The organism is Pseudomonas sp. CCI1.1 (genome assembly GCF_034348165.1).
Classification (GTDB): Bacteria; Pseudomonadota; Gammaproteobacteria; order Pseudomonadales; family Pseudomonadaceae; genus Aquipseudomonas; species Aquipseudomonas paracarnis.
This window is the reverse complement of record NZ_CP133780.1, coordinates 6,435,770-6,456,228: the sequence shown is the minus strand read 5'-3', so window position 1 is coordinate 6,456,228 and position 20,459 is coordinate 6,435,770. Positions and strand designations below refer to the sequence as shown.

General features: G+C 59.9%; 26 protein-coding genes and 1 tRNA gene. 12 read left to right on the top strand and 15 right to left on the bottom strand.

The features are described from left to right. The first annotated feature begins 143 nt into the window (after window positions 1-143). From RHM69_RS29360 to RHM69_RS29335, 6 genes are all read left to right on the top strand, one after another. A complete protein-coding gene (locus tag RHM69_RS29360; RefSeq protein ID WP_322255341.1) occupies window positions 144-440 on the top strand; it encodes a hypothetical protein in 297 nt (98 codons plus the stop codon). 50 nt (window positions 441-490) lie between these two features. Next, on the top strand, window positions 491-811 hold the full coding sequence (locus RHM69_RS29355; RefSeq protein WP_322255340.1) for a hypothetical protein: 321 nt from the start codon (window positions 491-493) through the stop codon (window positions 809-811). A gap of 38 nt (window positions 812-849) precedes the next feature. Further along, window positions 850-1,056 (top strand): hypothetical protein, encoded by a 207-nt coding sequence (locus RHM69_RS29350; protein WP_322255338.1) that lies wholly within the window; start codon window positions 850-852, stop codon window positions 1,054-1,056. Then, window positions 1,043-1,246, top strand: coding sequence for a hypothetical protein (locus tag RHM69_RS29345; protein ID WP_322255336.1), 204 nt, complete (start codon window positions 1,043-1,045; stop codon window positions 1,244-1,246). Before RHM69_RS29350 ends, RHM69_RS29345 begins: the two co-directional genes overlap by 14 nt. After that, on the top strand, window positions 1,243-1,434 hold the full coding sequence (locus RHM69_RS29340; protein WP_282375605.1) for a hypothetical protein: 192 nt from the start codon (window positions 1,243-1,245) through the stop codon (window positions 1,432-1,434). The genes RHM69_RS29345 and RHM69_RS29340 overlap by 4 nt, the downstream gene beginning before the upstream one ends. Window positions 1,435-1,576: 142 nt before the next feature. Next, window positions 1,577-1,828: a hypothetical protein gene (locus tag RHM69_RS29335; protein WP_282375607.1), complete on the top strand. Its 252-nt coding sequence runs from the start codon at window positions 1,577-1,579 to the stop codon at window positions 1,826-1,828. Window positions 1,829-1,836: 8 nt separating this feature from the next. Here the strand turns inward: RHM69_RS29335 and RHM69_RS29330 are convergent, their stop codons facing one another. From RHM69_RS29330 to dapA, 6 genes are all read right to left on the bottom strand, one after another. Continuing rightward, window positions 1,837-2,814 (bottom strand): tyrosine-type recombinase/integrase, encoded by a 978-nt coding sequence (locus RHM69_RS29330; RefSeq protein WP_322255512.1) that lies wholly within the window; start codon window positions 2,812-2,814, stop codon window positions 1,837-1,839. A gap of 110 nt (window positions 2,815-2,924) precedes the next feature. Then, window positions 2,925-3,014: transfer RNA gene (locus tag RHM69_RS29325), tRNA-Ser, on the bottom strand. An 83-nt stretch (window positions 3,015-3,097) separates the two neighbouring features. After that, window positions 3,098-3,811 carry a phosphoribosylaminoimidazolesuccinocarboxamide synthase gene (gene purC / locus RHM69_RS29320; RefSeq protein WP_005786030.1) on the bottom strand — a complete coding sequence of 238 codons (714 nt, stop codon included), beginning with the start codon at window positions 3,809-3,811 and terminating at the stop codon, window positions 3,098-3,100. Window positions 3,812-3,838: 27 nt separating this feature from the next. Next, window positions 3,839-4,597 carry an MBL fold metallo-hydrolase gene (locus RHM69_RS29315; RefSeq protein WP_014717370.1) on the bottom strand — a complete coding sequence of 253 codons (759 nt, stop codon included), beginning with the start codon at window positions 4,595-4,597 and terminating at the stop codon, window positions 3,839-3,841. A gap of 4 nt (window positions 4,598-4,601) precedes the next feature. Next, entirely contained in the window at window positions 4,602-5,717 is a 1,116-nt protein-coding gene (gene bamC, locus RHM69_RS29310) for an outer membrane protein assembly factor BamC (RefSeq protein WP_014717369.1), read from the bottom strand. Between the two features lie 17 nt (window positions 5,718-5,734). After that, complete coding sequence (gene dapA / locus RHM69_RS29305) at window positions 5,735-6,613, bottom strand: 4-hydroxy-tetrahydrodipicolinate synthase (protein ID WP_014717368.1); 879 nt, start codon at window positions 6,611-6,613, stop codon at window positions 5,735-5,737. A 262-nt stretch (window positions 6,614-6,875) separates the two neighbouring features. Between dapA and RHM69_RS29300 the strand changes: the two genes are divergently transcribed. After that, window positions 6,876-7,436 (top strand): glycine cleavage system protein R, encoded by a 561-nt coding sequence (locus tag RHM69_RS29300; protein ID WP_003189463.1) that lies wholly within the window; start codon window positions 6,876-6,878, stop codon window positions 7,434-7,436. Between the two features lie 14 nt (window positions 7,437-7,450). After that, the gene (locus RHM69_RS29295; protein ID WP_014717367.1) at window positions 7,451-7,924 is read left to right on the top strand and encodes a peroxiredoxin; all 474 of its coding nucleotides are present in this window, start codon (window positions 7,451-7,453) and stop codon (window positions 7,922-7,924) included. A 19-nt stretch (window positions 7,925-7,943) separates the two neighbouring features. On the opposite strand, the gene RHM69_RS29290 is transcribed toward RHM69_RS29295, so the two are convergent. After that, window positions 7,944-8,183, bottom strand: a complete 240-nt coding sequence (locus RHM69_RS29290; RefSeq protein WP_014717366.1) for a sulfurtransferase TusA family protein — start codon at window positions 8,181-8,183, stop codon at window positions 7,944-7,946. Window positions 8,184-8,278: 95 nt separating this feature from the next. Here RHM69_RS29290 and RHM69_RS29285 point away from each other — a divergent pair, with 95 nt between their 5' ends. Further along, window positions 8,279-9,712 carry a M48 family metalloprotease gene (locus RHM69_RS29285; protein ID WP_003189458.1) on the top strand — a complete coding sequence of 478 codons (1,434 nt, stop codon included), beginning with the start codon at window positions 8,279-8,281 and terminating at the stop codon, window positions 9,710-9,712. Between the two features lie 68 nt (window positions 9,713-9,780). Here RHM69_RS29285 and RHM69_RS29280 read toward each other — a convergent pair whose 3' ends face one another. From RHM69_RS29280 to rpoE, 4 genes are all read right to left on the bottom strand, one after another. Beyond that, window positions 9,781-11,217, bottom strand: coding sequence for a DegQ family serine endoprotease (locus RHM69_RS29280; RefSeq protein WP_014717365.1), 1,437 nt, complete (start codon window positions 11,215-11,217; stop codon window positions 9,781-9,783). 233 nt (window positions 11,218-11,450) lie between these two features. Further along, window positions 11,451-12,410 carry a MucB/RseB C-terminal domain-containing protein gene (locus tag RHM69_RS29275; RefSeq protein WP_200599224.1) on the bottom strand — a complete coding sequence of 320 codons (960 nt, stop codon included), beginning with the start codon at window positions 12,408-12,410 and terminating at the stop codon, window positions 11,451-11,453. Window positions 12,411-12,426: 16 nt separating this feature from the next. Next, on the bottom strand, window positions 12,427-13,014 hold the full coding sequence (locus RHM69_RS29270) for a sigma-E factor negative regulatory protein (RefSeq protein WP_003189451.1): 588 nt from the start codon (window positions 13,012-13,014) through the stop codon (window positions 12,427-12,429). Between the two features lie 32 nt (window positions 13,015-13,046). Further along, window positions 13,047-13,628, bottom strand: coding sequence for an RNA polymerase sigma factor RpoE (gene rpoE, locus RHM69_RS29265; protein ID WP_003172477.1), 582 nt, complete (start codon window positions 13,626-13,628; stop codon window positions 13,047-13,049). Window positions 13,629-14,088: 460 nt separating this feature from the next. Between rpoE and nadB the strand changes: the two genes are divergently transcribed. Next, complete coding sequence (gene nadB, locus RHM69_RS29260) at window positions 14,089-15,705, top strand: L-aspartate oxidase (RefSeq protein ID WP_003189449.1); 1,617 nt, start codon at window positions 14,089-14,091, stop codon at window positions 15,703-15,705. On the opposite strand, the gene RHM69_RS29255 is transcribed toward nadB, so the two are convergent. Both RHM69_RS29255 and RHM69_RS29250 read right to left on the bottom strand, forming a co-directional pair. Continuing rightward, window positions 15,674-16,120: a protein YgfX gene (locus RHM69_RS29255; protein ID WP_003189446.1), complete on the bottom strand. Its 447-nt coding sequence runs from the start codon at window positions 16,118-16,120 to the stop codon at window positions 15,674-15,676. The genes nadB and RHM69_RS29255 overlap by 32 nt on opposite strands. Beyond that, a complete protein-coding gene (locus RHM69_RS29250) occupies window positions 16,104-16,358 on the bottom strand; it encodes a succinate dehydrogenase assembly factor 2 (RefSeq protein ID WP_014717362.1) in 255 nt (84 codons plus the stop codon). The genes RHM69_RS29255 and RHM69_RS29250 overlap by 17 nt, the downstream gene beginning before the upstream one ends. A 139-nt stretch (window positions 16,359-16,497) precedes the next feature. On the opposite strand from RHM69_RS29250, the gene RHM69_RS29245 reads away from it, so the two are divergent. Both RHM69_RS29245 and RHM69_RS29240 read left to right on the top strand, forming a co-directional pair. Next, window positions 16,498-17,439, top strand: a complete 942-nt coding sequence (locus RHM69_RS29245; RefSeq protein ID WP_014717361.1) for a YgfZ/GcvT domain-containing protein — start codon at window positions 16,498-16,500, stop codon at window positions 17,437-17,439. Window positions 17,440-17,475: 36 nt separating this feature from the next. Then, window positions 17,476-18,297 carry an HDOD domain-containing protein gene (locus RHM69_RS29240; RefSeq protein WP_014717360.1) on the top strand — a complete coding sequence of 274 codons (822 nt, stop codon included), beginning with the start codon at window positions 17,476-17,478 and terminating at the stop codon, window positions 18,295-18,297. Here RHM69_RS29240 and RHM69_RS29235 read toward each other — a convergent pair whose 3' ends face one another. Then, the gene (locus RHM69_RS29235) at window positions 18,298-19,683 is read right to left on the bottom strand and encodes a sensor histidine kinase (RefSeq protein WP_014717359.1); all 1,386 of its coding nucleotides are present in this window, start codon (window positions 19,681-19,683) and stop codon (window positions 18,298-18,300) included. Continuing rightward, on the bottom strand, window positions 19,676-20,347 hold the full coding sequence (locus tag RHM69_RS29230) for a response regulator (protein WP_014717358.1): 672 nt from the start codon (window positions 20,345-20,347) through the stop codon (window positions 19,676-19,678). Before RHM69_RS29230 ends, RHM69_RS29235 begins: the two co-directional genes overlap by 8 nt. Window positions 20,348-20,459: the final 112 nt, after the last annotated feature.

Genomic DNA, 20,459 nt, shown 5'->3' with positions numbered 1-20,459 from the left:
AGATGTGAGCAAGGCTTGCCAGCGCCTGAAGCGCAAAGGGCTCGTGAAGACATCAGAGACACAATCGACGTACTGGCAGGCGCTGACGCCATGATTGCCACCCTCTGGTTCGCCTACGTCTTCATCTACAAGGTGAATAAGCCATGACGCAGACAGCGCAGGAAAAGTTCGAAGCTTGGCACTTGGCCAGGTTCCCGGGAGCAAGTCTGTCGAAGCGGACAAATGGTGAGTACATCAATCTGTACGTCGGCATGTGCTGGATTGGCTGGAGCGCATCCCGCGAGACGCTGGTGGTGGAACTTCCAACGGCTGGGCCTTCGCCTGAACCGCCAGAAGACGCCATCGATGATAGCTGGCTGGATGCCCACCACGCCAAAATTCAAATGCGCAACGCTTGCTTTAAAGCAATCGACGCTGTCGGCATCACGATCAGTTCCTAACCCCAATCCCCCTACATGCCTGCCGGTGAGCGGCGGGCGAGGATATCTGCATGCCTGAAATAAATAATGACGACCAAGCACTTGCCGCTTTCGAGGGATTGCTTCCGTGCCCGCTGTGCGCCGCAGACGCAAAAATATCCAGGCCCTATGGATCGGCTTGCGTGATCTGCACCGGCTGCCACCTGGTCATAAGCGACCACGACGGAAAAAGTGTGATTGCCAAATGGAATACGCGGAAGCGAGGCGATGAAAACGACAACTGGAAGCTGGTTCCAACTTGGCCAACCTTGAAAGTTTTGAAGGTCGCCGAGGACTTGGGCCATCCCGGCGGTTACGAATTTTACAAAGGCATGATCGCAGCCCTTCCTTAACCCACCTTCTGCCGCCCAGCGCGGCAAGGACACCCCCTATGTCTCAGATAGAAATATGGGAAGGACGAAAGTTCGCCGCGCAGATGATTGAGCAGGCATCCCATCTGCCCAAGTGCATGTTCGACGGTCGCGGTCCGGTGGAGACGATGGTGATCAACCTCGAGGCCGCATCGCAGGTTCACCCCGCTGACTATGCGAAAGGTATCCACCAGGTTATCGAGGTGGCGCGCCATGCCCAACTTTGACGTGCACGAACGGCGAGAAGACGGCGGCGTAGGTCGCCTACTGGATGTGATCGACCGCGTACCGGAGCGCAGGAAATCCGGACTGTTCATCGAATTCGACGGCGAGATTTTCCAGGTACTGACCGGCATCCGCAATTTTATCACTGTGACGACTGAGCGCTGGGCGCGGAAGTCGGGGAGGAAGGCATGAGCAAGCGTAAGGATTTTGAAGAGTTCTGCCGAAGAACCAGGCCGCCAATGAGTACCGGCCGCGAACTGCACTCAAGCGGCTGGGGCGAGTACGCCAACAACTCAACGCAGGCAGCTTGGCGTGCCTGGCAGTACCTGGACAAGCAGTACAACCCATGGCCGAAAGGCTGCATGGCGGCGAAACCATGACCACCCACCGAATCCAAGACAACACCGGACGCTGGCACAGGGTCAGCAAGTTGACATCAAACCGAGGGAGCTACGTCAGCTTCTACCGTGGTGAGCCGAGCAGGCTTTGGATGCCGGGCCAATTCAAGGCTGTGGAGGTTGTATGAGAGATGAAGCCGAAATAGTATTTGTGGATGGGCTCGGCAAGATGCTTGGCCGGACTGAGGCGTCTGTCAGGGAGGGAATTCGCCGGGGCGTACCGTGGCTGCCCAAGGGTTTCAAGATGGGCATCAGGCATTGCTGGCTGAAGGAGGATGTGCGGGAGTTTTTGCGGGCGTGCCGCGATGGGGAGAACAAGTCTCCGAAGGTCGGACGGAAGCGGTTGCCGCCACCGACCTTGCGGGGTGTGGCCTGATGCTGGGGCTATCCCAGCTTCTCGGCCAGGTCGTTCGGGCACAAATGCGTGTATCGCTTCAACATCGACAAGGTTTTGTGACCGGTGATGCTTGCGATCTCCATCATGGACAGGCCGCGCTCAAACAGGCGGCTCGTTGCCTCGTGGCGCATATCGTGAAGGCGGAGGTCTCTGATCTTCGCTGCCTCACACGCCAGGGCGAAATAGTTGCTCACGCTGTCCAGCTTCAAATGAAAGAACCTGCCGCCGTCAATCGGCGTCGGCAACCCATCTAAGAGCTCAACCGCCCGCTTTGACAGTGGGACGGATCGGCGCTCGCCGTTCTTCGTGTCCTCGAGGAATGCAACTCTCCCCCGAACTTGATCCTTTCGCAGCATGACCAGCTCAGACCGGCGCATCGCTGTCTCGACTGCCAGCTCAATAATCACCGGCAGCTCAGCGTTGATATCGCCCGAATGCTTGAGAAGCGCTTTTAACTCGGCGGTGGTCGGACGGCGCTCCCGCTGCTTGCTTCCCTTCGGCATGCGGATAGCTGTGCACGGGTTCTTCAGGCCCTGAATACCCCAGTCTTTTGACGCAACTGTATATAGGTGGCTGATCAGCGCCAGGTTCAGCCGCACGGTGGCAGTTGACTTCCCGGCCTTCAATTCGGCATCCCGGTACGCAGCCATGTCGCTGGAGCGGATCGCGGCAAGGGACTTTTCGCCCCAGGCCGACTTCTGCCACTTCTTGGCGCGCACCTTCTCCTGGGCCGACCCCTTCTTCGACTCGCTGACCTCGTTGACGTATCGCGTCAGGGCCTCGGCAAGCGTTGTGCTTTCAGCTTCGCGAGTGTCGACGAATCGTGAGCGTGACATATCGCCCTCGATCTCGGCCGCCCATCTCTGGGCTTCTGCCTTGGTATCGAAGGTTGCTGAAAGTGTCGGGTATCCCTTGCGACGGATCTGGGCTCGCCAGGCGTCACCGCGCTTCTCGTAATAGGCCATTTGCGGATATTGAAGGTGGCTTGGGGGAATCGCAAGAGAAGCCATTCCCCCAGGATTCCCCCAAATACAAAAAAGCCCCGAGGCGGTTAAGCGCTCGGGGCCTTTAAATATGGCGGAGAGATAGGGATTCGAACCCTAGGTACCGGTGAAGGTACAACGGATTTCGAATCCGTCCCATTCGGCCACTCTGGCATCTCTCCAACGGCGCGCATCATAACAGTGTGTTTCGCGGAAGCAAACCCCAAAGGTGATTTTTTTCCGTTCTATCAGATGCTTGCGTCGATTACAGCGGTACGCCGAGACGATTGGCGACTTCTTCGTAAGCTTCGATCACGTCACCGAGGCCCTGGCGGAAGCGGTCTTTGTCCATCTTCTTCTTGGTGTCCTTGTCCCACAGGCGGCAGCCGTCCGGGCTGAATTCGTCGCCCAGGACGATGGAGCCGTCGTGGAATACGCCGAATTCGAGCTTGAAGTCCACCAGCAACAGGCCGGCGTCGTCGAACAGCTTGGTCAGCACGTCGTTGACCTTGAGGGACAACTCCTTCATGCGCGCCAGTTGCTCAGCGGTGCCCCAGCCGAACGCCACGACGTGGGATTCGTTGATGAACGGGTCGCCCTTGGCGTCGTCCTTCAAGAACAGTTCGAACGTGTAAGGGTTGAGCTTGAGGCCCTCTTCCACGCCCAAGCGCTTGACCAGGCTGCCGGCGGCGTAGTTGCGCACGACGCATTCCACCGGGATCATGTCGAGCTTCTTGACCAGGCACTCGTTGTCGCCCAGCAGTTTGTCGAATTGGGTCGGGATACCGGCCGCTTCGAGCTTCTGCATGATGAAGGCGTTGAACTTGTTGTTCACCATGCCCTTGCGATCCAGTTGTTCGATGCGCTTGCCGTCGAACGCCGAGGTGTCGTTGCGAAACAGCAGGATCAGGCGGTTGGCGTCGTCGGTCTTGTACACCGACTTGGCTTTGCCGCGGTAGAGTTCTTCACGTTTTTCCATGATGGGCTCCGCTTTGAGTAAGGTGGGCTAGGCGATGTGTCGCCAGTCGAGCCCTGAATCTTGATCGGCCAGTTGCAGCCAGTCCGGGTCGCACCCTAGGGTGTCGACAAAACATTGCCGGGCAAGCGTCGGCAGGTTGTTCTTGCTGCTGAGGTGAGCCAGGACCAGATGTTGCAGGTCTTGCCAGCCCAACTCGTACACCAGGTATGCGGCCTGGTGGTTGTTCAAATGTCCCAGCTCGCCGCCCACCCGCTGCTTGAGAAAGTAAGGGTAATGACCGCGTGCCAGCAGGTCTCGGCAGTGGTTGGACTCGATCATCAAGGCATCGAGGTCCCGGTAACCCTCCAGCACCTTGGCGCAATAAGAACCCAGGTCGGTGAGCACACCGAAGCGCCGCTCACCGTCACTGAATACGTATTGCGTCGGCTCCTGGGCATCGTGGGCAACCGCGACGACATTGATGCTCAGGGCACCGATTTGCAGTTGCTCGCCACCAGCCAGAAAACCTGCCGGCTCGATGGGTTTGCGCATCCCGCGCAACGTGCCGCGGCTCATGTACACCGGCAGATTGTAGCGCCGAGACAGTAAACCCACGCCATGCACGTGGTCGGCATGTTCGTGGGTCACTAGAATCGCGCTCAACTGCGCCGGGTGAACACCGAGGCGCAGCAGGCGTCGCTCGGTTTCTCTTAACGAGAAACCACAATCGACCAGCACATACGTGTCATCGTGGGCGACCAGCGTACCGTTCCCTTGGCTACCGCTGCCGAGAACGGCAAAACGCATCGGATCAGCCCAGGTTGTCTTGAATCACCCCCAACACTTTGCGCGCTGTTTCAGCTGGCGCGACGGTGTTGATGTTCTTCTCGACGGTGACTTGCACGCTTTCGCCCACCTTGCTCAAACGAACCTGATAACGCTCGGCACGGGTTTCGATCTCTTCCTTGGTCGGCGCGCTGCCGAACAATTTGCCGAAGAAACCTGGCTCGTCGTCCTTCTTCTCAGCCTTTTCAGCCACGTTGATGTAGTACAGGCCCAGGCTGCGGTTGATGTCTTCAACGCGCCAAGGGCCCTGCTCCAACGCGCGGCCAACACTGGCCCAGGCACGGTCTAGGTCTTCACCCAGGTTCAGCACGACGTTGCCACTGCCGTCTTCGGTGAGGCTGACGCGGCTAGGGGTGTCGTAATCACGGGCGGCGAGCAAGGATACGGAACCGCCCTTCTCGGAAATACGGCTCATGCTGGCGAGCATTTCGTCGACCAGCGCGGCGTCAACACCCGTGTTGACCGAACGTGGAGTGAAATCGACGTTGGCTGTGCTGCCTGCAGGACGCTCGGCGCTGACCACATAGACTTCGCTGGTGTTGCGCTGCACGCCTGGCTCGATGCGCACACGCACACGAGCTTCGCTGTCGGCGGCAACACCGCCCGCCAGCAGGCGCTGGGCCATGTTGGCGGACAGCTCGCGACCTTGCTGCCACGCGGTGGTGAACTCACCGGTCTGCGGGCGTTGCTGGTCGATGCTAAAACCGTTGTCCTGGAAGAACTGCACCGCCACCGGCCAGACTTCGGCAGGCGGACGCTGAGCCACGATCCAACGATTGTCGCCGCTTTTTTGCAGGCTGTAGTCGCTGGCATCGGCCACGGACATAATCGGTTGTGGGCGTGGCACTACGTACTCACCCTTGACCGTGTCGTCGGCAACGTTGCGTGGAATCGGCAGCAGCGGGTCAAGGCGCTTGGCGACATTGACATCAGGCGGCAGTTGCATCGGTTTGGTTGCTTGCGCTTCCAGGTAATCGCTGCCGCGGTCACGGAAGTAGCCTTCCGGGCCCCATACCCAACCGCAGCCACTGGTGCTGGAGATAATCAAGGCAAGTGCGGAAAGTCCGGCCAATCGCTTCATGCGTAGTGCTTCCTCAATTAAACCAGGACGCCGGACTGGCGCAGGGCCTGTCGCAGCGGTTCGTGACAGGCTTCGCTGAGGCGGGTGAGCGGCAGACGGATACCGTCCGGCATCAGGCCCATCTCAAACAGCGCCCACTTCACGGGAATAGGATTGGATTCGATAAACAGTGTCTTGTTGAGCGGCATCAGCTTCTCGTGGATCGCACGCGCGGTGGCTGCATCGCCCGCGATGGCGGCGGCACACATATCGCTCATGGCGCGCGGGGCCACGTTGGCGGTCACCGAGATGTTGCCCTTGCCACCCAGCAGGATCAGCTCGACAGCGGTGGCGTCGTCACCGGAATACACCAGGAAGTCGCTGCTCACGCCGGCCAGGATGTCCTTGGCGCGCTGCAGGTCGCCGGTGGCTTCCTTGATGCCGATGATGTTCGGCACGGTGGACAGGCGGATCACGGTCTCGGCCTTCATGTCGCACGCGGTGCGACCCGGTACGTTGTAGAGGATCTGCGGGATCTGCACGGCTTCGGCGATGGCTTTGAAGTGCTGGTACAAGCCTTCCTGGGTCGGCTTGTTGTAGTACGGAGTCACCAGCAGGCAAGCGTCGGCGCCGGCCTTCTTGGCGTTCTTGGTCAGCTCGATCGCTTCACGCGTCGAGTTGGCGCCCGTACCGGCAATCACGGCAATGCGGCCCGCTACGCGCTTGACCACGAATTCGATCACCTGGATGTGTTCTTCCACATCAAGGGTGGCCGATTCACCTGTGGTGCCGACCGCCACAATGGCGTTGGTGCCCTCTTGCAGGTGGAAGTCCACCAGTTTGCCCAGGCTGTCCCAGTCGAGACGACCTTGTGCATCCATGGGTGTGACCAGTGCCACCATACTGCCCGCAATCATGCAACCGCTCCTGCCGGAAAAAGAGAGCCGTAATGGTACTGGCGCCAAGATGCTTGTACAAGCGAAGTACCGCGTGAGGATGCGTTCTGGCGCAACTAAACGACGGGCAATGCCATCATTAGGCCAAAGCACCGCCCGAAGCGGGCTGATCACGCAATGAAAACGCCACCTCCTAGCCCTTGGCGACGCTTTTCGCTACCCTTGATCCTTTGATCGATACCGCCCACACGGTATCGACCGCTCATCGCTTTAGGAAGGCTGCATGTCCACCCCCACAGTTCGCGAACAATTCCTTGTTATCAGTGCCCTCGGCGCCAACCCCATGGAGCTGACCAACGTCCTGTGCCGCGCCAGCCATGAGAACCGCTGCGCCGTCGTGACCTCCCGCCTCACCCGCCATGGCGAGTGCAGTGCGCTGGTCCTGCAGATTTCTGGCTCCTGGGATGCCTTGGCGCGTCTGGAAACCGGCCTGCCAGGCCTGGCCAAGAAGCATGATTTCACCGTCAACGTGGTACGCAGCGCTGCCCTGGAAAACCGTCCCCAGGCCCTGCCTTACGTAGCCTATGTCAGCTCGGCCTACCGTTCGGACATCGTCAACGAGTTGTGCCAGTTCTTTATCGACCACAACGTCGAGCTGGAAAACCTGACCTGTGACACCTACCAGGCGCCACAAACCGGCGGCACCATGCTCAATGCCACCTTTACCGTGACCTTGCCGGCCGGTGTACAGATCAGTTGGTTGCGCGACCAGTTCCTGGATTTCGCCGATGCCCTGAACCTCGACGCCTTGATTGAGCCATGGCGCCCACAGAACCCAATGTAAGGAAGTACTTCTCTATGCCGGTAGCCATCGACACACCCGTGGCCGATTTCGAGGCCCAGGCCACCAGCGGCCAGACCTTCAGCCTTGCAGCCTTCAAGGGCAAGCAAGTGGTGATCTACTTTTACCCGAAGGACAGCACCCCTGGCTGCACCACCGAAGGCCAGGGTTTTCGTGACCAGTACGCCGCGTTCAAGGCCGCCAACACCGAAGTGTTCGGCGTGTCGCGTGACAGCGTGAAGTCCCACGAGAACTTCAAGGGCAAACAGGAATTTCCGTTCGAGCTGATCAGCGATAAGGACGAAGCGGTCTGCCAGCTGTTTGATGTAATCAAGTTGAAGAAGCTGTATGGCAAGGAATACCTGGGCGTGGATCGCAGCACCTTCCTGATCGACAGCCAAGGCGTCCTGCGTCAGGAATGGCGCGGCGTGAAAGTGCCGGGCCATGTTGATGCGGTTCTGGCGGCAGCGCAGGCGCTGAACAAGGCTTGATCTTGCCTCGATAAGGCCTTCAGGCCTTGCGCAACCAATAACGGTACACACCCTCGGCGGCGTCTTCATGCTCCAGGGTGTGGCCGGCCAGCTTGGCAAAGGTGCGAAAATCACGCTGGGAGCCGGCGTCGGTGGCAGTCACCTTGAGCACGGCACCACTGGCCATTTTATTGAGCTCCAGCTTGGCCTTGAGCAATGGTAAAGGGCAGTTCAGACCGCTGGCGTCGAGTTCGGCGTCACAGGCTACAGCGTCGGTCATGGTGTTACTCCAGGCAAACATTCGGGCTGCTTAGAATATCTGGTCCCAAGCTCAGTGTCCGGCTACAGTAAGCTCTTTGTCGAAAGGCTTTGTGCATGACTTTTTTGCGCCCTACCCTGCTGACGCTGGCCTGCCTGCTGGCCTCCCCGGCCTTCGCTGACGACCTGCCGTCACTTGGTGATGCCAGTTCTGCCATTGTCTCGCCGCAACAGGAATACCAACTGGGCCGCGCCTGGCTGGCCTACCTGCGCGGCCAGGTTTCGCAACTCAACGACCCGCAACTCAAGGATTACGTTGAAACCAGCGTGTACAAGCTGGTGGAGACCAGCCAGGTCAATGACCGGCGCCTGGAATTCATCCTGATCAACAGCCCACAGCTCAACGCCTTTGCGGCTCCCGGTGGGATCGTCGGGGTCAACGGCGGCCTGTTTCTCAATGCACAGACCGAAGGTGAATACGCGTCGGTACTGGCCCACGAACTGGCACACTTGTCCCAGCGCCACTTCGCCCGAGGCGTGGAAGCGCAATCACGCATGCAACTGCCGATGATGGCCGCCCTGCTTGGGGGCATTATCGCCGCTGCTGCGGGTGCCGGTGATGCCGGTATCGCCGCGATTGCCGGCTCACAAGCCGCCGCGATCCAGGAACAGCGCCGCTTCTCCCGCCAGAACGAGCAAGAGGCCGACCGCATCGGTATTCTCAACCTGGAGAAAGCCGGCTACGACCCGCGCTCCATGCCCACCATGTTCGAACGGCTGATGCGCCAATACCGCTTCGACGCCAAGCCACCGGAATTCCTGCTGACTCACCCGGTAACCGAATCGCGTATCGCCGACACCCGCAACCGCGCCGAACAAGCCAAACCTGGCGGCAAGGAAGACAGCCTGCGCTATCAATTGATTCGCGCACGGGTGCAGCTCAAATACGAAGACACGCCAGGTCTGGCCGCCAAGCGCTTCCAGGCACAGCTGGATGAAAACCCTAAAAATGATGTAGCGCGTTATGGCCTGGCCATCGCCCAGATCAAGGGTACTCAACTCAAGGAAGCGCGGGAAAGCCTGGCGCCGTTGCTGGCCAAGGCGCCTAACGACATCACCTACAACCTGGCCCAAATCGAACTGGACATCACCAGCAACCGCATGCCGGATGCGCAGCAACGTACCGACCGCATGCTCACCCAGTACCCCAGCAACTATCCATTGAACCAGGTGCGGGTAGATCTGTTGCTTAAACAGAACCGTACCGCCGATGCAGAAAAGGCGCTGGACGGGCTACTCAAGTCGCGGCCGGACGATCCGGACGTGTGGTATCAGGTTGCTGAAACACGCGGTTTGTCCGGCAACATTATTGGCCTGCATCAGGCTCGCGCTGAATATTTCGCATTGGTGGGGGATTTCCAGCAAGCCATCCAGCAGTTGGACTTTGCCAAGCGGCGTGCTGGCAATAACTTCCCGCTGTCCTCGCGCATCGACGCCCGTCAGCGTGAGCTGATCGAACAGGAGCGCCTGGTGAAAGGCATGATGAGCTGAACCCGCCGCCCACAAAAAAGCCCCGCTGCCGTTAACCGGCAGCGGGGCTTTTTTATAGGTCTAGCGGATTACTCAGCCAGCTTGAAGGTGATGAAGCTGGCACGGCCTTGACGCAGGACGCGCATCGACACCGAGCGATTCTTCGGCAACGCCTTGGCGATGTCGGCGAACTCCTTGGTGGTATCGATTGCCTGGTTGTTCAAGTGGGTGATCACGTCACCCGGTTGCAGGCCGATCAAGGCGGCTGGGCCGTCCTGAACTTCCTTGATCACGACACCGCTTTGCAGGTCGAAGGTTTTCTTCTGTTCGGCGGTCAGTTCAACCACGGCGATACCCAGGCGGTTGCTGCTGCGCTCGGCACCTGGCTTGGCGTTGCCCAGGGCGTCCAGGGTCGCGCCTTCTTCCGGAATTGCCCCAACGGTCAGTTCGACGTTCTGGCGCTTGCCGTCACGAATCACTTCCAGCTTGGCTTTGCCGCCGGCCTTGAGCGCGCCGACCAAATGAGGCAAGTCTGCCGACATGATGATCGGCTGGCCGTTCATGCTCAGGATTACATCGCCCACTTTCAGGCCGCCTTTGGCCGCAGGGCCATTGTCCTGAATCTGCGCAACCAGGGCACCGGCCGGCTTGTCGAGACCGAAGGACTCAGCCAGGTCCTTGTTCACTTCCTGGATTACCACGCCCAACCAGCCGCGGCTGACCTTGCCGCCGCTTTTGAGCTGATTGGAGACATCCATGGCCACATCGATCGGGATCGCGAAGGACACGCCCATGAAGCCACCGGAGCGGGTGTAGATCTGCGAGTTGATCCCCACCACTTCGCCGGCCAGGTTGAACAGCGGGCCACCGGAGTTACCCGGGTTGATCGGCACGTCGGTCTGGATGAACGGTACGTAGTTCTCGTTTGGCAGGCTGCGACCGATGGCACTGACGATGCCTTGGGTAACGGTGTGGTCAAAGCCGAACGGTGAACCGATCGCGACCACCCACTGACCGGCTTTCAGGTCCTGAGACTTGCCCAGCTTAAGCACCGGCAAATCCTTGCCATCGATTTTGAGCAAAGCCACGTCGGAACGTGGATCGGTGCCAATCAGCTTGGCCTTGAGTTCACTGCGGTCGGCCAGGCGCACGAGAATCTCGTCGGCATCGGCAATCACATGGTTGTTAGTGAGGATGTAGCCGTCAGGCGAAATGATGAAGCCGGAGCCCAGGGACTGGGCTTCGCGCTGACCACCGCCACCACGGGGAGAGCGAGGTTGGGGCATCCCGCGTTCGAAGAACTCGCGCAACATGGGCGGCAAGCCTTCCAGGTCGGGCATCTGCTGGTTCGAGACTTTGCGATCCGGCAGCTTCTGCGTGGTACTGATGTTCACCACGGCAGGCGAGGCCTGCTCCACCAGCTGGGTGAAATCAGGCAGCTCGACCGCTTGCGCAGGTAAGGCCTGACCCAGCACCAGCACTGTGGCGACTATGGATAAGTAAGACTTCAAACGTGGTATCGACATACAGCTCCCGTTACGACGAGCAGGGTTAAGCGACAGGGTTCAATAAACGCCGGATACTGCGAGTGGCATTTTTGTTCCGCGAACAAACAAGGCCAGAGCCATCAAACCCTGACCTATAAAAAACATGGGAAGTTTTTGCAAGTGAAAATGCTGTCCAGAGATTTCATACGCCCAGCACCCAACGAAATTCGGGCCCAGATTGATAGACCAGGATGAACATAAGATTAACAATCTCAGGGCTTGGCGGCGGCTTTTTCACCACGCACCGACAACGCGATACGTTCAGCGGTGCCGATGGGAATTTCGCCCACCACCGTAACCATCATTTCGCCATCCACCGTATTCAATCGCCGGGATACTGCCACGGTCGGCCCAAGCTGAGCGCGGGTTTCATTTGCATCAGCGCCGTTGGCTGACTCAAGAAACACCGAAAAACGCGCGAGCCCATCGTCATACATCAGGCTGTCGACGGTAGATTTCGTTTGGGGATCTTTGCGCGTAGCGCTGCTGATCTGTTGGAAACCAGGCGGTAGCCAGTCCAGATGCCACTTTTGCGTGGCAGACATGTCAGGAGATTTAGCGGCGGACATTGTTACCGGCGAACAGTCGCTGCCGGGCTGCAAGCTCTGCTCAGAAGGAGTGGCCGAAGTATCCAGGCGGGTGAACTGAAAACGCTCCAGCAACTGCCCCTGGTCATTTAGCAGCAAGGACTTGAGCGGCAGCGCAGTTTCACGGTCCAAGTGTAATTCAAACCCATAACGGTAGGGGTCACGCGGGCTGATCGACACAATCACCGCATTACGACCGGCCACACGGGATTTGCCAATGACGGCCAGATCATAGAATGAAGTGAGTTTTTTTGGATCAAGAATACGCGAGGGTGCCTCAGGCGAATGACCGAGACCGGCAACCAACGTGCCACTGACACATTGTGCCCGACCATCAACCCTGACCGCTTCTTGGGCGGAGCCGTCAAGTTGCAACAATCGTTCACGGACATGACCATCCTGGACGCGGTGCCAGATGTCATGGGTTGAAAAACTGCCGTTACGTTCGTAGACAAACGTACCTTCGAAGCTTTGCTGCTGCTCTGCACGCCCAAGTCGAGTCAGCCAGTCTTGGGCTTCATCGGCATGGGCGGATAGTGCAAACCAACTATTGAGCAAAAGCGCAAGGAGCGGTATGGCGCGCATAGGGCTCCTTAGCGAATCAGCGGTTTTCCTGGCTTGCTGCGCGAGCGTATGGCAGAGCGCTTTCAGTGCCTTTGGCGGCCGATTCCTGCGCATGTTGACGCAGGTAGCCTGGAAGGCGTTGATCTTGCCAGCCGGATTGCCCCTGAAGTACACCATTGGCCATAGGGCCGGTGGTATCAGTGCTTTCCTTGTAGCCAGCCAGCACGGCCGGGCCTTTGACTTGCGGACCGGCCATGACCGGTTGCTGAGTCTGCTGGGCCAGCTCGTTGCCTGCGATCTCGTCCTGGTTGTACAGGCGAACGCCTGCCAACACAGCAACGGTCACCGAGGCGGCCACTGCCAGACGACCCAGGCTACGCCATGGACCACGCGAGGCTTTTGCCGGAACGGCTTCATCCGCCAGTGCAGCAGAAACGGCCGCAGCAATATCCAGACGAGGGATTAGGAGATCCTTGTGCATCACCGCCCGAGCGACTTGGTAACGAGACCAGGTATCACGGGTTTCGGCGTCATCAAATGCGTTGAGCACTCGACGAAGTTCCAGTTCATCCGCTTCGTTATCCATCACTGCGGACAGCGATTCCTGCAGGGCATCACGACTCATGGCGGTTCCTCTCTTGGCTGTCGCCGCTGTCTTTAGTTTTCCTGCAACAACGGTTGCAAGGCTTTGTCGATGGCTTCCCGGGCCCGGAAAATCCGTGACCTCACAGTCCCCACCGGACATTGCATGACGCTCGCAATGTCTTCGTAACTCAGACCATCGAATTCACGTAAAGTTAACGCCGTACGCAAATCTTCTGGCAGTTGCTGAATAGTGCGATGGACGGTGCCCTCGATCTCGTCGCGCAGCAATGCACGCTCCGGCGACTCGAGATCTTTGAGGCCGTGATCACCATCGTAAAATTCTGCATCTTCTGAACTGACATCACTGTCTGGTGGGCGGCGACCGCGTGACACCAGATAGTTTTTCGCCGTGTTAATGGCGATGCGGTACAGCCACGTATAAAACGCACTGTCACCGCGGAAATTTCCAAGTGCACGGTAAGCCTTGATAAAGGCTTCCTGTGCAACGTCCTGCGCTTCATGGGTGTCGTGCACAAACCGCACGATCAACCCGAGAATTTTGTGCTGGTATTTCAGCACTAGCAGATCAAATGCTCGCTTATCACCGCGCTGTACGCGCTCGACCAGCTGCTGATCCTCTTCCTGGGTTAGCATGAACACTCCTCGTTGTACTTGAAGGAGGCTTGCATAACTAAACGATCAGGCTTGCAAACATAGACTCGGGCTTTTCGCAAAAGTTCTCCCCCTTCAAGCAAGTTTCCGGCATGCACTGATTTGGCACACACGAAAAACGCAGCACGGTCGGTGCCGGCTGCGCGAATAATCTTGTCGCCGGTTTCGTGACGCGTCCAATGCTCCCGACGGGCCAATAAACTCAACGTTTTCCCAGCTTTCGGGCAACCTGCTATTGAGTCGGGGCTTATGCAAAAAGTTCCCGTCCCGCCAACCGGCCGTTTCCCAACGCTGCGCAGCATAATCTCACAATGCCACGAAGGCGTGGCTATTGTGCCGCTCCACCCCTCTATATACTAGTGGCCCGTGTGACCCTTTGATTCGCCGATCCAGGCGTCCTGTTTGCGCCCCCCTTTGGATCGCTTTTTGCGGAATCCGTCAAATGAGCCAACAGTTTCAACACGATGTCCTCGTCATCGGCAGCGGCGCCGCCGGCTTGAGCCTGGCCCTGACCCTGCCCAGCCATTTGCGTATAGCGGTTTTGAGCAAAGGCGACCTGGCCAACGGCTCGACCTTCTGGGCCCAGGGCGGCGTGGCTGCGGTGCTGGACGACACAGACACCGTGCAATCCCACGTCGAAGACACCCTTAACGCCGGCGGTGGCCTGTGCAACGAAGACGCCGTGCGCTTCACCGTCGAGCACAGCCGGGAAGCCATCCAATGGTTGATCGACCAAGGTGTGCCCTTCACCCGCGATGAACATGCCGGCAGCGACGACGGTGGCTTTGAGTTCCACCTGACCCGCGAAGGCGGCCACAGCCATCGCCGAATCATTCACGCTGCCGATGCCACCGGGGCCGCGATTTTCAAGACCCTGCTCGATCAGGCCCGCCAACGCCCCAACATCCAATTGCTGGAGCAGCGCGTCGCCGTCGACCTGATCACCGAAAAACGCCTGGGCCTGCCGGGCGAACGCTGCCTGGGCGCCTACGTACTGAACCGCACCAGCGGTGAAGTCGATACCTATGGCGCACGCTTCACCATTCTCGCCTCGGGCGGCGCCGCCAAGGTCTACCTCTATACCAGCAACCCCGACGGTGCGTGCGGCGACGGCATTGCGATGGCCTGGCGCTCGGGCTGCCGGGTCGCCAACCTGGAGTTCAACCAATTCCACCCCACGTGCCTGTATCACCCGCAGGCCAAGAGCTTTTTGATCACCGAAGCCCTGCGCGGCGAAGGCGCACATTTGAAGCTGCCCAATGGCGAACGCTTCATGCAGCGCTTCGACCCACGCGCCGAGCTGGCACCACGCGATATCGTCGCCCGCGCCATCGACCACGAAATGAAGCGCCTGGGTATCGACTGCGTGTATCTGGACATCAGCCACAAGCCCGAAGCCTTCATCAAGACCCACTTCCCGACCGTCTACGAACGCTGCCTGACCTTCAATATCGACATCACCAAGGGCCCGATCCCCGTGGTGCCGGCCGCGCACTACACCTGCGGTGGCGTGATGGTCGATCAGCATGGCCGCACCGACGTGCCGGGCCTGTATGCCATCGGCGAAACCAGCTTCACTGGCCTGCACGGCGCCAACCGCATGGCCAGCAATTCATTGCTCGAATGCTTCGTGTATGCCCGCTCGGCGGCAGCGGACATTCTTGAGCAACTGCCGCGCATCCCGGTACCAGCCGCCCTGCCCCGCTGGGATGCGAGCCAGGTCACTGATTCGGACGAAGACGTGATCATCGCTCACAACTGGGACGAGCTGCGACGCTTCATGTGGGACTATGTGGGCATCGTGCGCACCAACAAGCGCCTGCAAAGGGCGCAACATCGGGTGCGCTTGCTGCTGGATGAGATCGACGAGTTCTACAGCAACTATAAGGTCAGCCGCGACCTGATCGAATTGCGCAACCTGGCCCAAGTGGCCGAGCTGATGATCCGGTCGGCCATGGAGCGCAAGGAAAGCCGCGGCTTGCATTACACCCTCGACTATCCACAGATGCTGCCCGAAGCCCGGGACACTATCCTGGTGCCAACCACCTACGCCGGCTGAACTTCAGGCGTACCCGCAGGCGCCGGTGCACATCGGCGGCCTGTGCATCCCTTGGCACGCAGATGGACCGCACTCGCCGTTCACCCTGCGCCCGGTAACGCAACACCACGATCAGCGGCAACGCCAGGCTGTCGGGCCGCAGTTGCACAGGGTGCCACCCGCGTGCGGCGCTCCATAATTGCCAGCCATCGTCGTCACGGCGCAGGCCACGAATCGACGAACGGTGAGTGAGCAGAATTTGCCGCGGTAACACCCAGGCACAATGAGCCAGGCATAACAGGATGCCCAGGCTTGAGTAAGGCAGGTTTAGAACCAGCAGGCTGCCCAGCGCGATCAGTTGGGCAAGCACATAGGCCGCCAGCAACAGCCGCGAGGCCTGCCAGCGGCATTCGAAACGATTACTTGGGCTGGACACGGTCCAGGATCATCCGAACCATGCGCTGCAGCTCCGGGTCTTCGGATTCGGCGCGCTCCATGAACCAGCCAAACATGTCCTGGTCTTCGCACGTAAGCAACCTGACGTAGAGGTCGCGGTCCACCTGATTGAGCGTCGCGTACACCTCTTTGGTGAAAGGCACCAGCAACACATCCAGCTCCAGCATGCCGCGACGGCTGTGCCAGTAGAGGCGATTGATTTCTACATCTTCGACCATGGAGCCCTCCTAAAATAGAGCGCAAGTATACAGCCCAGGCGACACCGGAACAGTCGGCTTTGGTCGACCGCGACGAAACTATGCATTTGCCGGACGCCCCTCTATGATGCACCCATGACTTTTTGACCTGCGATGACCCATGGCTGACTCCGCTTTTTTCTGCTCCCTGTCCCACGAAGGCGTTCTCGCCGTCCGCGGCTCTGATGCTGCCAAGTTCCTGCAGGGCCAACTGACCTGCAACCTCAATTACCTGAGTGAAACCCAGGCCAGCCTGGGCGCGCGCTGCACGCAAAAAGGCCGGATGCAGTCGAGCTTCCGCATCCTGCTGCAGGGTGATGGCGTACTCCTGGCCATGGCCACCGAGTTGCTTGAACCGCAGCTGGCAGATTTGAAAAAGTACGCGGTGTTCTCCAAATCCAAGCTCACCGACGAAAGCGCTGCCTGGGCGCGCTTCGGCCTGGCGAACGCAGACGCGGCCCTGAGCGCCCTGGGCCTCGCGCTGCCGGTCGAGACCGATAGCGTGGCGCGCAACGAAGCATTGATCGCCGTCCGCGTTTCCCCGGGCCGTGCCGAACTCTGGGTACCTGCCGAACACGCCGACGCCGTGCGCAGCCAATTGGCCGCGCAGTTGCAACAAGCTCAATTGAATGCCTGGCTGCTTGGTCAGATCCGTGCCGGTATCGGCCAGGTGATGCCCCAGACGCGCGAGTTGTTCATCCCGCAGATGCTCAACCTGCAGGCCGTGGGTGGCGTCAGCTTCAAGAAAGGCTGCTACACCGGCCAGGAAATCGTCGCGCGCATGCAGTACCTGGGCAAACTCAAGCGGCGCCTGTATCGCCTGAGCCTGGAGGCCGACGAACTTCCCGAGCCAGGCACGCCGCTGTTTTCCCCCAGCCATAACAGCGCAATCGGCGAAGTGGTCATCGCGGCAAAAGCTGACCAGTCGATTGAACTTCTCGCTGTGCTGCAAGCCGAAGCTGCCGACAGTGGCGACGTGCGCTTGGGCACCTTGGAGGGCCCGGGCTTGCACCTGCTTGACCTGCCCTACCAACTGGACCGTGATCGCGAGATCCAGCGTTAATCGCCGTACTTTTTTGCAGCACCCTAGAGAGCATGAATGAACAAGCTGGCGGAAAAAGTCCAACAAGCGTTGGTAACGGCCATCGACAACGATGACCTGGTTCTGCCGACATTGCCGGAGGTGGCCCTGAAAATTCGCCAGGCCGCCGAAGACCCGGACATCAGCATCAGCCACCTGAGCAAAGTGATCAGTCGTGACACGGCCCTGTCGGCGCGCCTGATCAAAGTGGTCAACAGCCCGTTGCTACGGGCCAGCCAGGAAGTCACCGACCTGCACACCGCCATCACCCGGCTTGGTACCAACTACAGCAGCAACCTGGCCATCGGCCTGGTGATGGAGCAGATCTTTCACGCCCGCTCCGAGGTGGTCGAACAGAAAATGCGCGACGTATGGCGCCGCAGCCTGGAGGTGGCGGGCGTGAGCTACGCCTTGTGCCGTCGCCACAGCCACCTCAAGCCAGACCAGGCGGCCCTGGGTGGCCTGGTGCATCAGATCGGCGTGCTGCCGATCCTCACCTATGCCGAGGATCACTATGAGCTGCTGGCCGACCCCGTCAGCCTCAACCACGTCATCGACAGCATCCACCCGGTGCTGGGCGACAAGCTGCTGCGGGTCTGGGACTTTCCCGAGATGCTGGTGAACGTGCCAGGCCAATACCTGGACCTGACACGCGACTCTGCAAGCCTGGACTACGTCGACCTGGTGCAGGTCGCCGCGCTGTACTGCCACCGCGGCACCGACCATCCCCTGGGGACTGCGCCGATTGCCACATTGCCGGCCATCACGAAGTTACGCATAGACCTGCACAGCGACGCCCTGCGCAGCGAACTGGACGAAGCGCGCTCGATGTTTTACTGATCAACCCGCGATAAAACTCACGCGCACCTTAAGCCCCGCCAGCTCGCCATCATGCAGGCTGATCTGCGCCAGGTGCGCACGGCAAATCTCCCCGACAATCGCCAGCCCCAAGCCCGACCCCATGCCCTGCTGGCTGCGTCGATAAAAGCGCTCGAATACCCGGTCCCGCTCATCCAGCGGGATGCCGGGGCCGTCATCCTCCACCTCCAGCACCGCCGGGGCCGTCACGCGCAGAATCACATTGCCGCCGGGCGGGGTATGGGCCAAGGCGTTATCCACCAGGTTACTCAGCAGCTCATTCAACAGCGTCGGTTCGCCGCGCAGCCATACCGGCTCGTCGGCCTCCAGCGCCAGGGCCACGCCCCGCGCGTGGGCCAGCGGCGCCATGGCCATACCGAGCTCACGGGCCAATTGGCTCAAATCGAGCAGTTGCGCACCGCCTTCGGCAATGGCGCGGGCACCGTTTTCGATGCGGGCCAGGGACAACAATTGATTGGCCAGGTGCGTCAGCCGGTCGGTGCCCTGGGCGGCCGTTTCCAGGGTGTTGCGCCAGGTGGCGGGTTCTTCGGCACGCAAGCCCAGTTCCAGCCTGGCCTTGAGCGCCGCCAGGGGGGTGCGCAGCTCGTGGGCAGCGTCGGCAATAAACTGCGCCTGGCGCTCGAACTGCCCGCGCAGACGTTCGGTGAAATGGTTGAGTGAGCGTACCAGTGGGCCGAACTCGTCCTGAACTTCCACCAAGGGCAGGGGCCGCAGATCATCAGGCTGGCGCTCTTCCACCGCTGTACGCAGGCGTTCCAGCGGGCGCAGCGCGGCGCTCACCGCGAACCACACCAGCAATAACGCACCGATGGCGAGCATGCCCAGGCGCAACAAGGTGTCGGCCATCAGGCTGCGGGCCATGGCCACCCGGGCTTCGTCGGTCTCCGCAACACGAATTTCGGCCATGCCGTTCATGTTCGGCTCCGAGACGGCCTTGAGCAGGCTCACCACGCGCACAGGCTGGCCCAGGTACATGGCGTTATAGAACCGCGCCAAGGCTGGATAATCGTCGGTGCGGGGCGTGCCGGGCGGCGGGCCAGGCAGGTTTTCGTAACCGGAAATCAGTTTCTGATCAATATCATTGACCTGGTAATAAATGCGCCCGGCACTGTCGTAGGCAAAGGTGTCCAGGGCCACATAGGGCACATTGGCGCTGAGGGTGCCGTCCACCTGGGTCAAACCGGCGGCAATGGTGCGTGCCGAGGCCAGCAGCGTGCGGTCATAAGCGGTGTCGGCGGCTTCGCGACCGTTCCAATAAGCGCTCATGCCGCTGGCGAGCATCAACAACACCAGCAATAACGCAAGGTTGCACAGCAAGCGCCAGCGCAGGCTGCTGGGCTTATGCATCACGGGCTTCCAGCAAATAGCCAAGGCCGCGGAAGGTGACGATGGCGATGGGTTGGCCATCGAGCTTCTTGCGCAGGCGATGCACGTAGATTTCGATGGCGTCGGGGCTGGCCTCCTCGTCCAGGCCGAATACCTGGGAAGCCAATTGTTCCTTGCTCATCACGCGCCCCGGCCGGGCGATCAAGGCTTCGAGCACCGCTTGTTCTCGGGAGGTCAAGGTCATCAGCTCGCCTGCGACCGTGAAGCGCCGAGTGTCGAGGTCGTACACCAGCACACCGCAGGTTTGCTGACGCTCGCCGCCCAACACGCTGCGCCGCAACAGTGCCTTGACCCGTGCTTCGAGTTCCGTAAGTTCAAACGGTTTGGCCAGGTAGTCATCGGCGCCCAGGTTCAGGCCGTGCACGCGGTCTTTTACATCACTGCGAGCAGTCAGCATCAGCACCGGCAGATTTTTTCCACGTGCCCGCAAACGCGCGAGCACCTCGAAACCATCCAGGCGCGGCAGCCCTACGTCCAGGATCACCGCGGCGTATTCCTCGCTGCTCAAGGCCAGGTCCGCCGCCACGCCGTCATGCAACACATCAACGGTCAAACCCATGCTCTTGAGCGCTTGGGCGACACTTTCGGCGAGCTGCAGATGGTCTTCAACCAGGAGGACACGCATGGATTTCTACCTCATTCAGGGGTGGTCGGCGCCACGCTTTGCCCGGCAGTTTACAGCCGCAACCTGGCCTGTGAAGCCCGAAAACATTGAAAGGCGATTGAAAGGTTAGTGA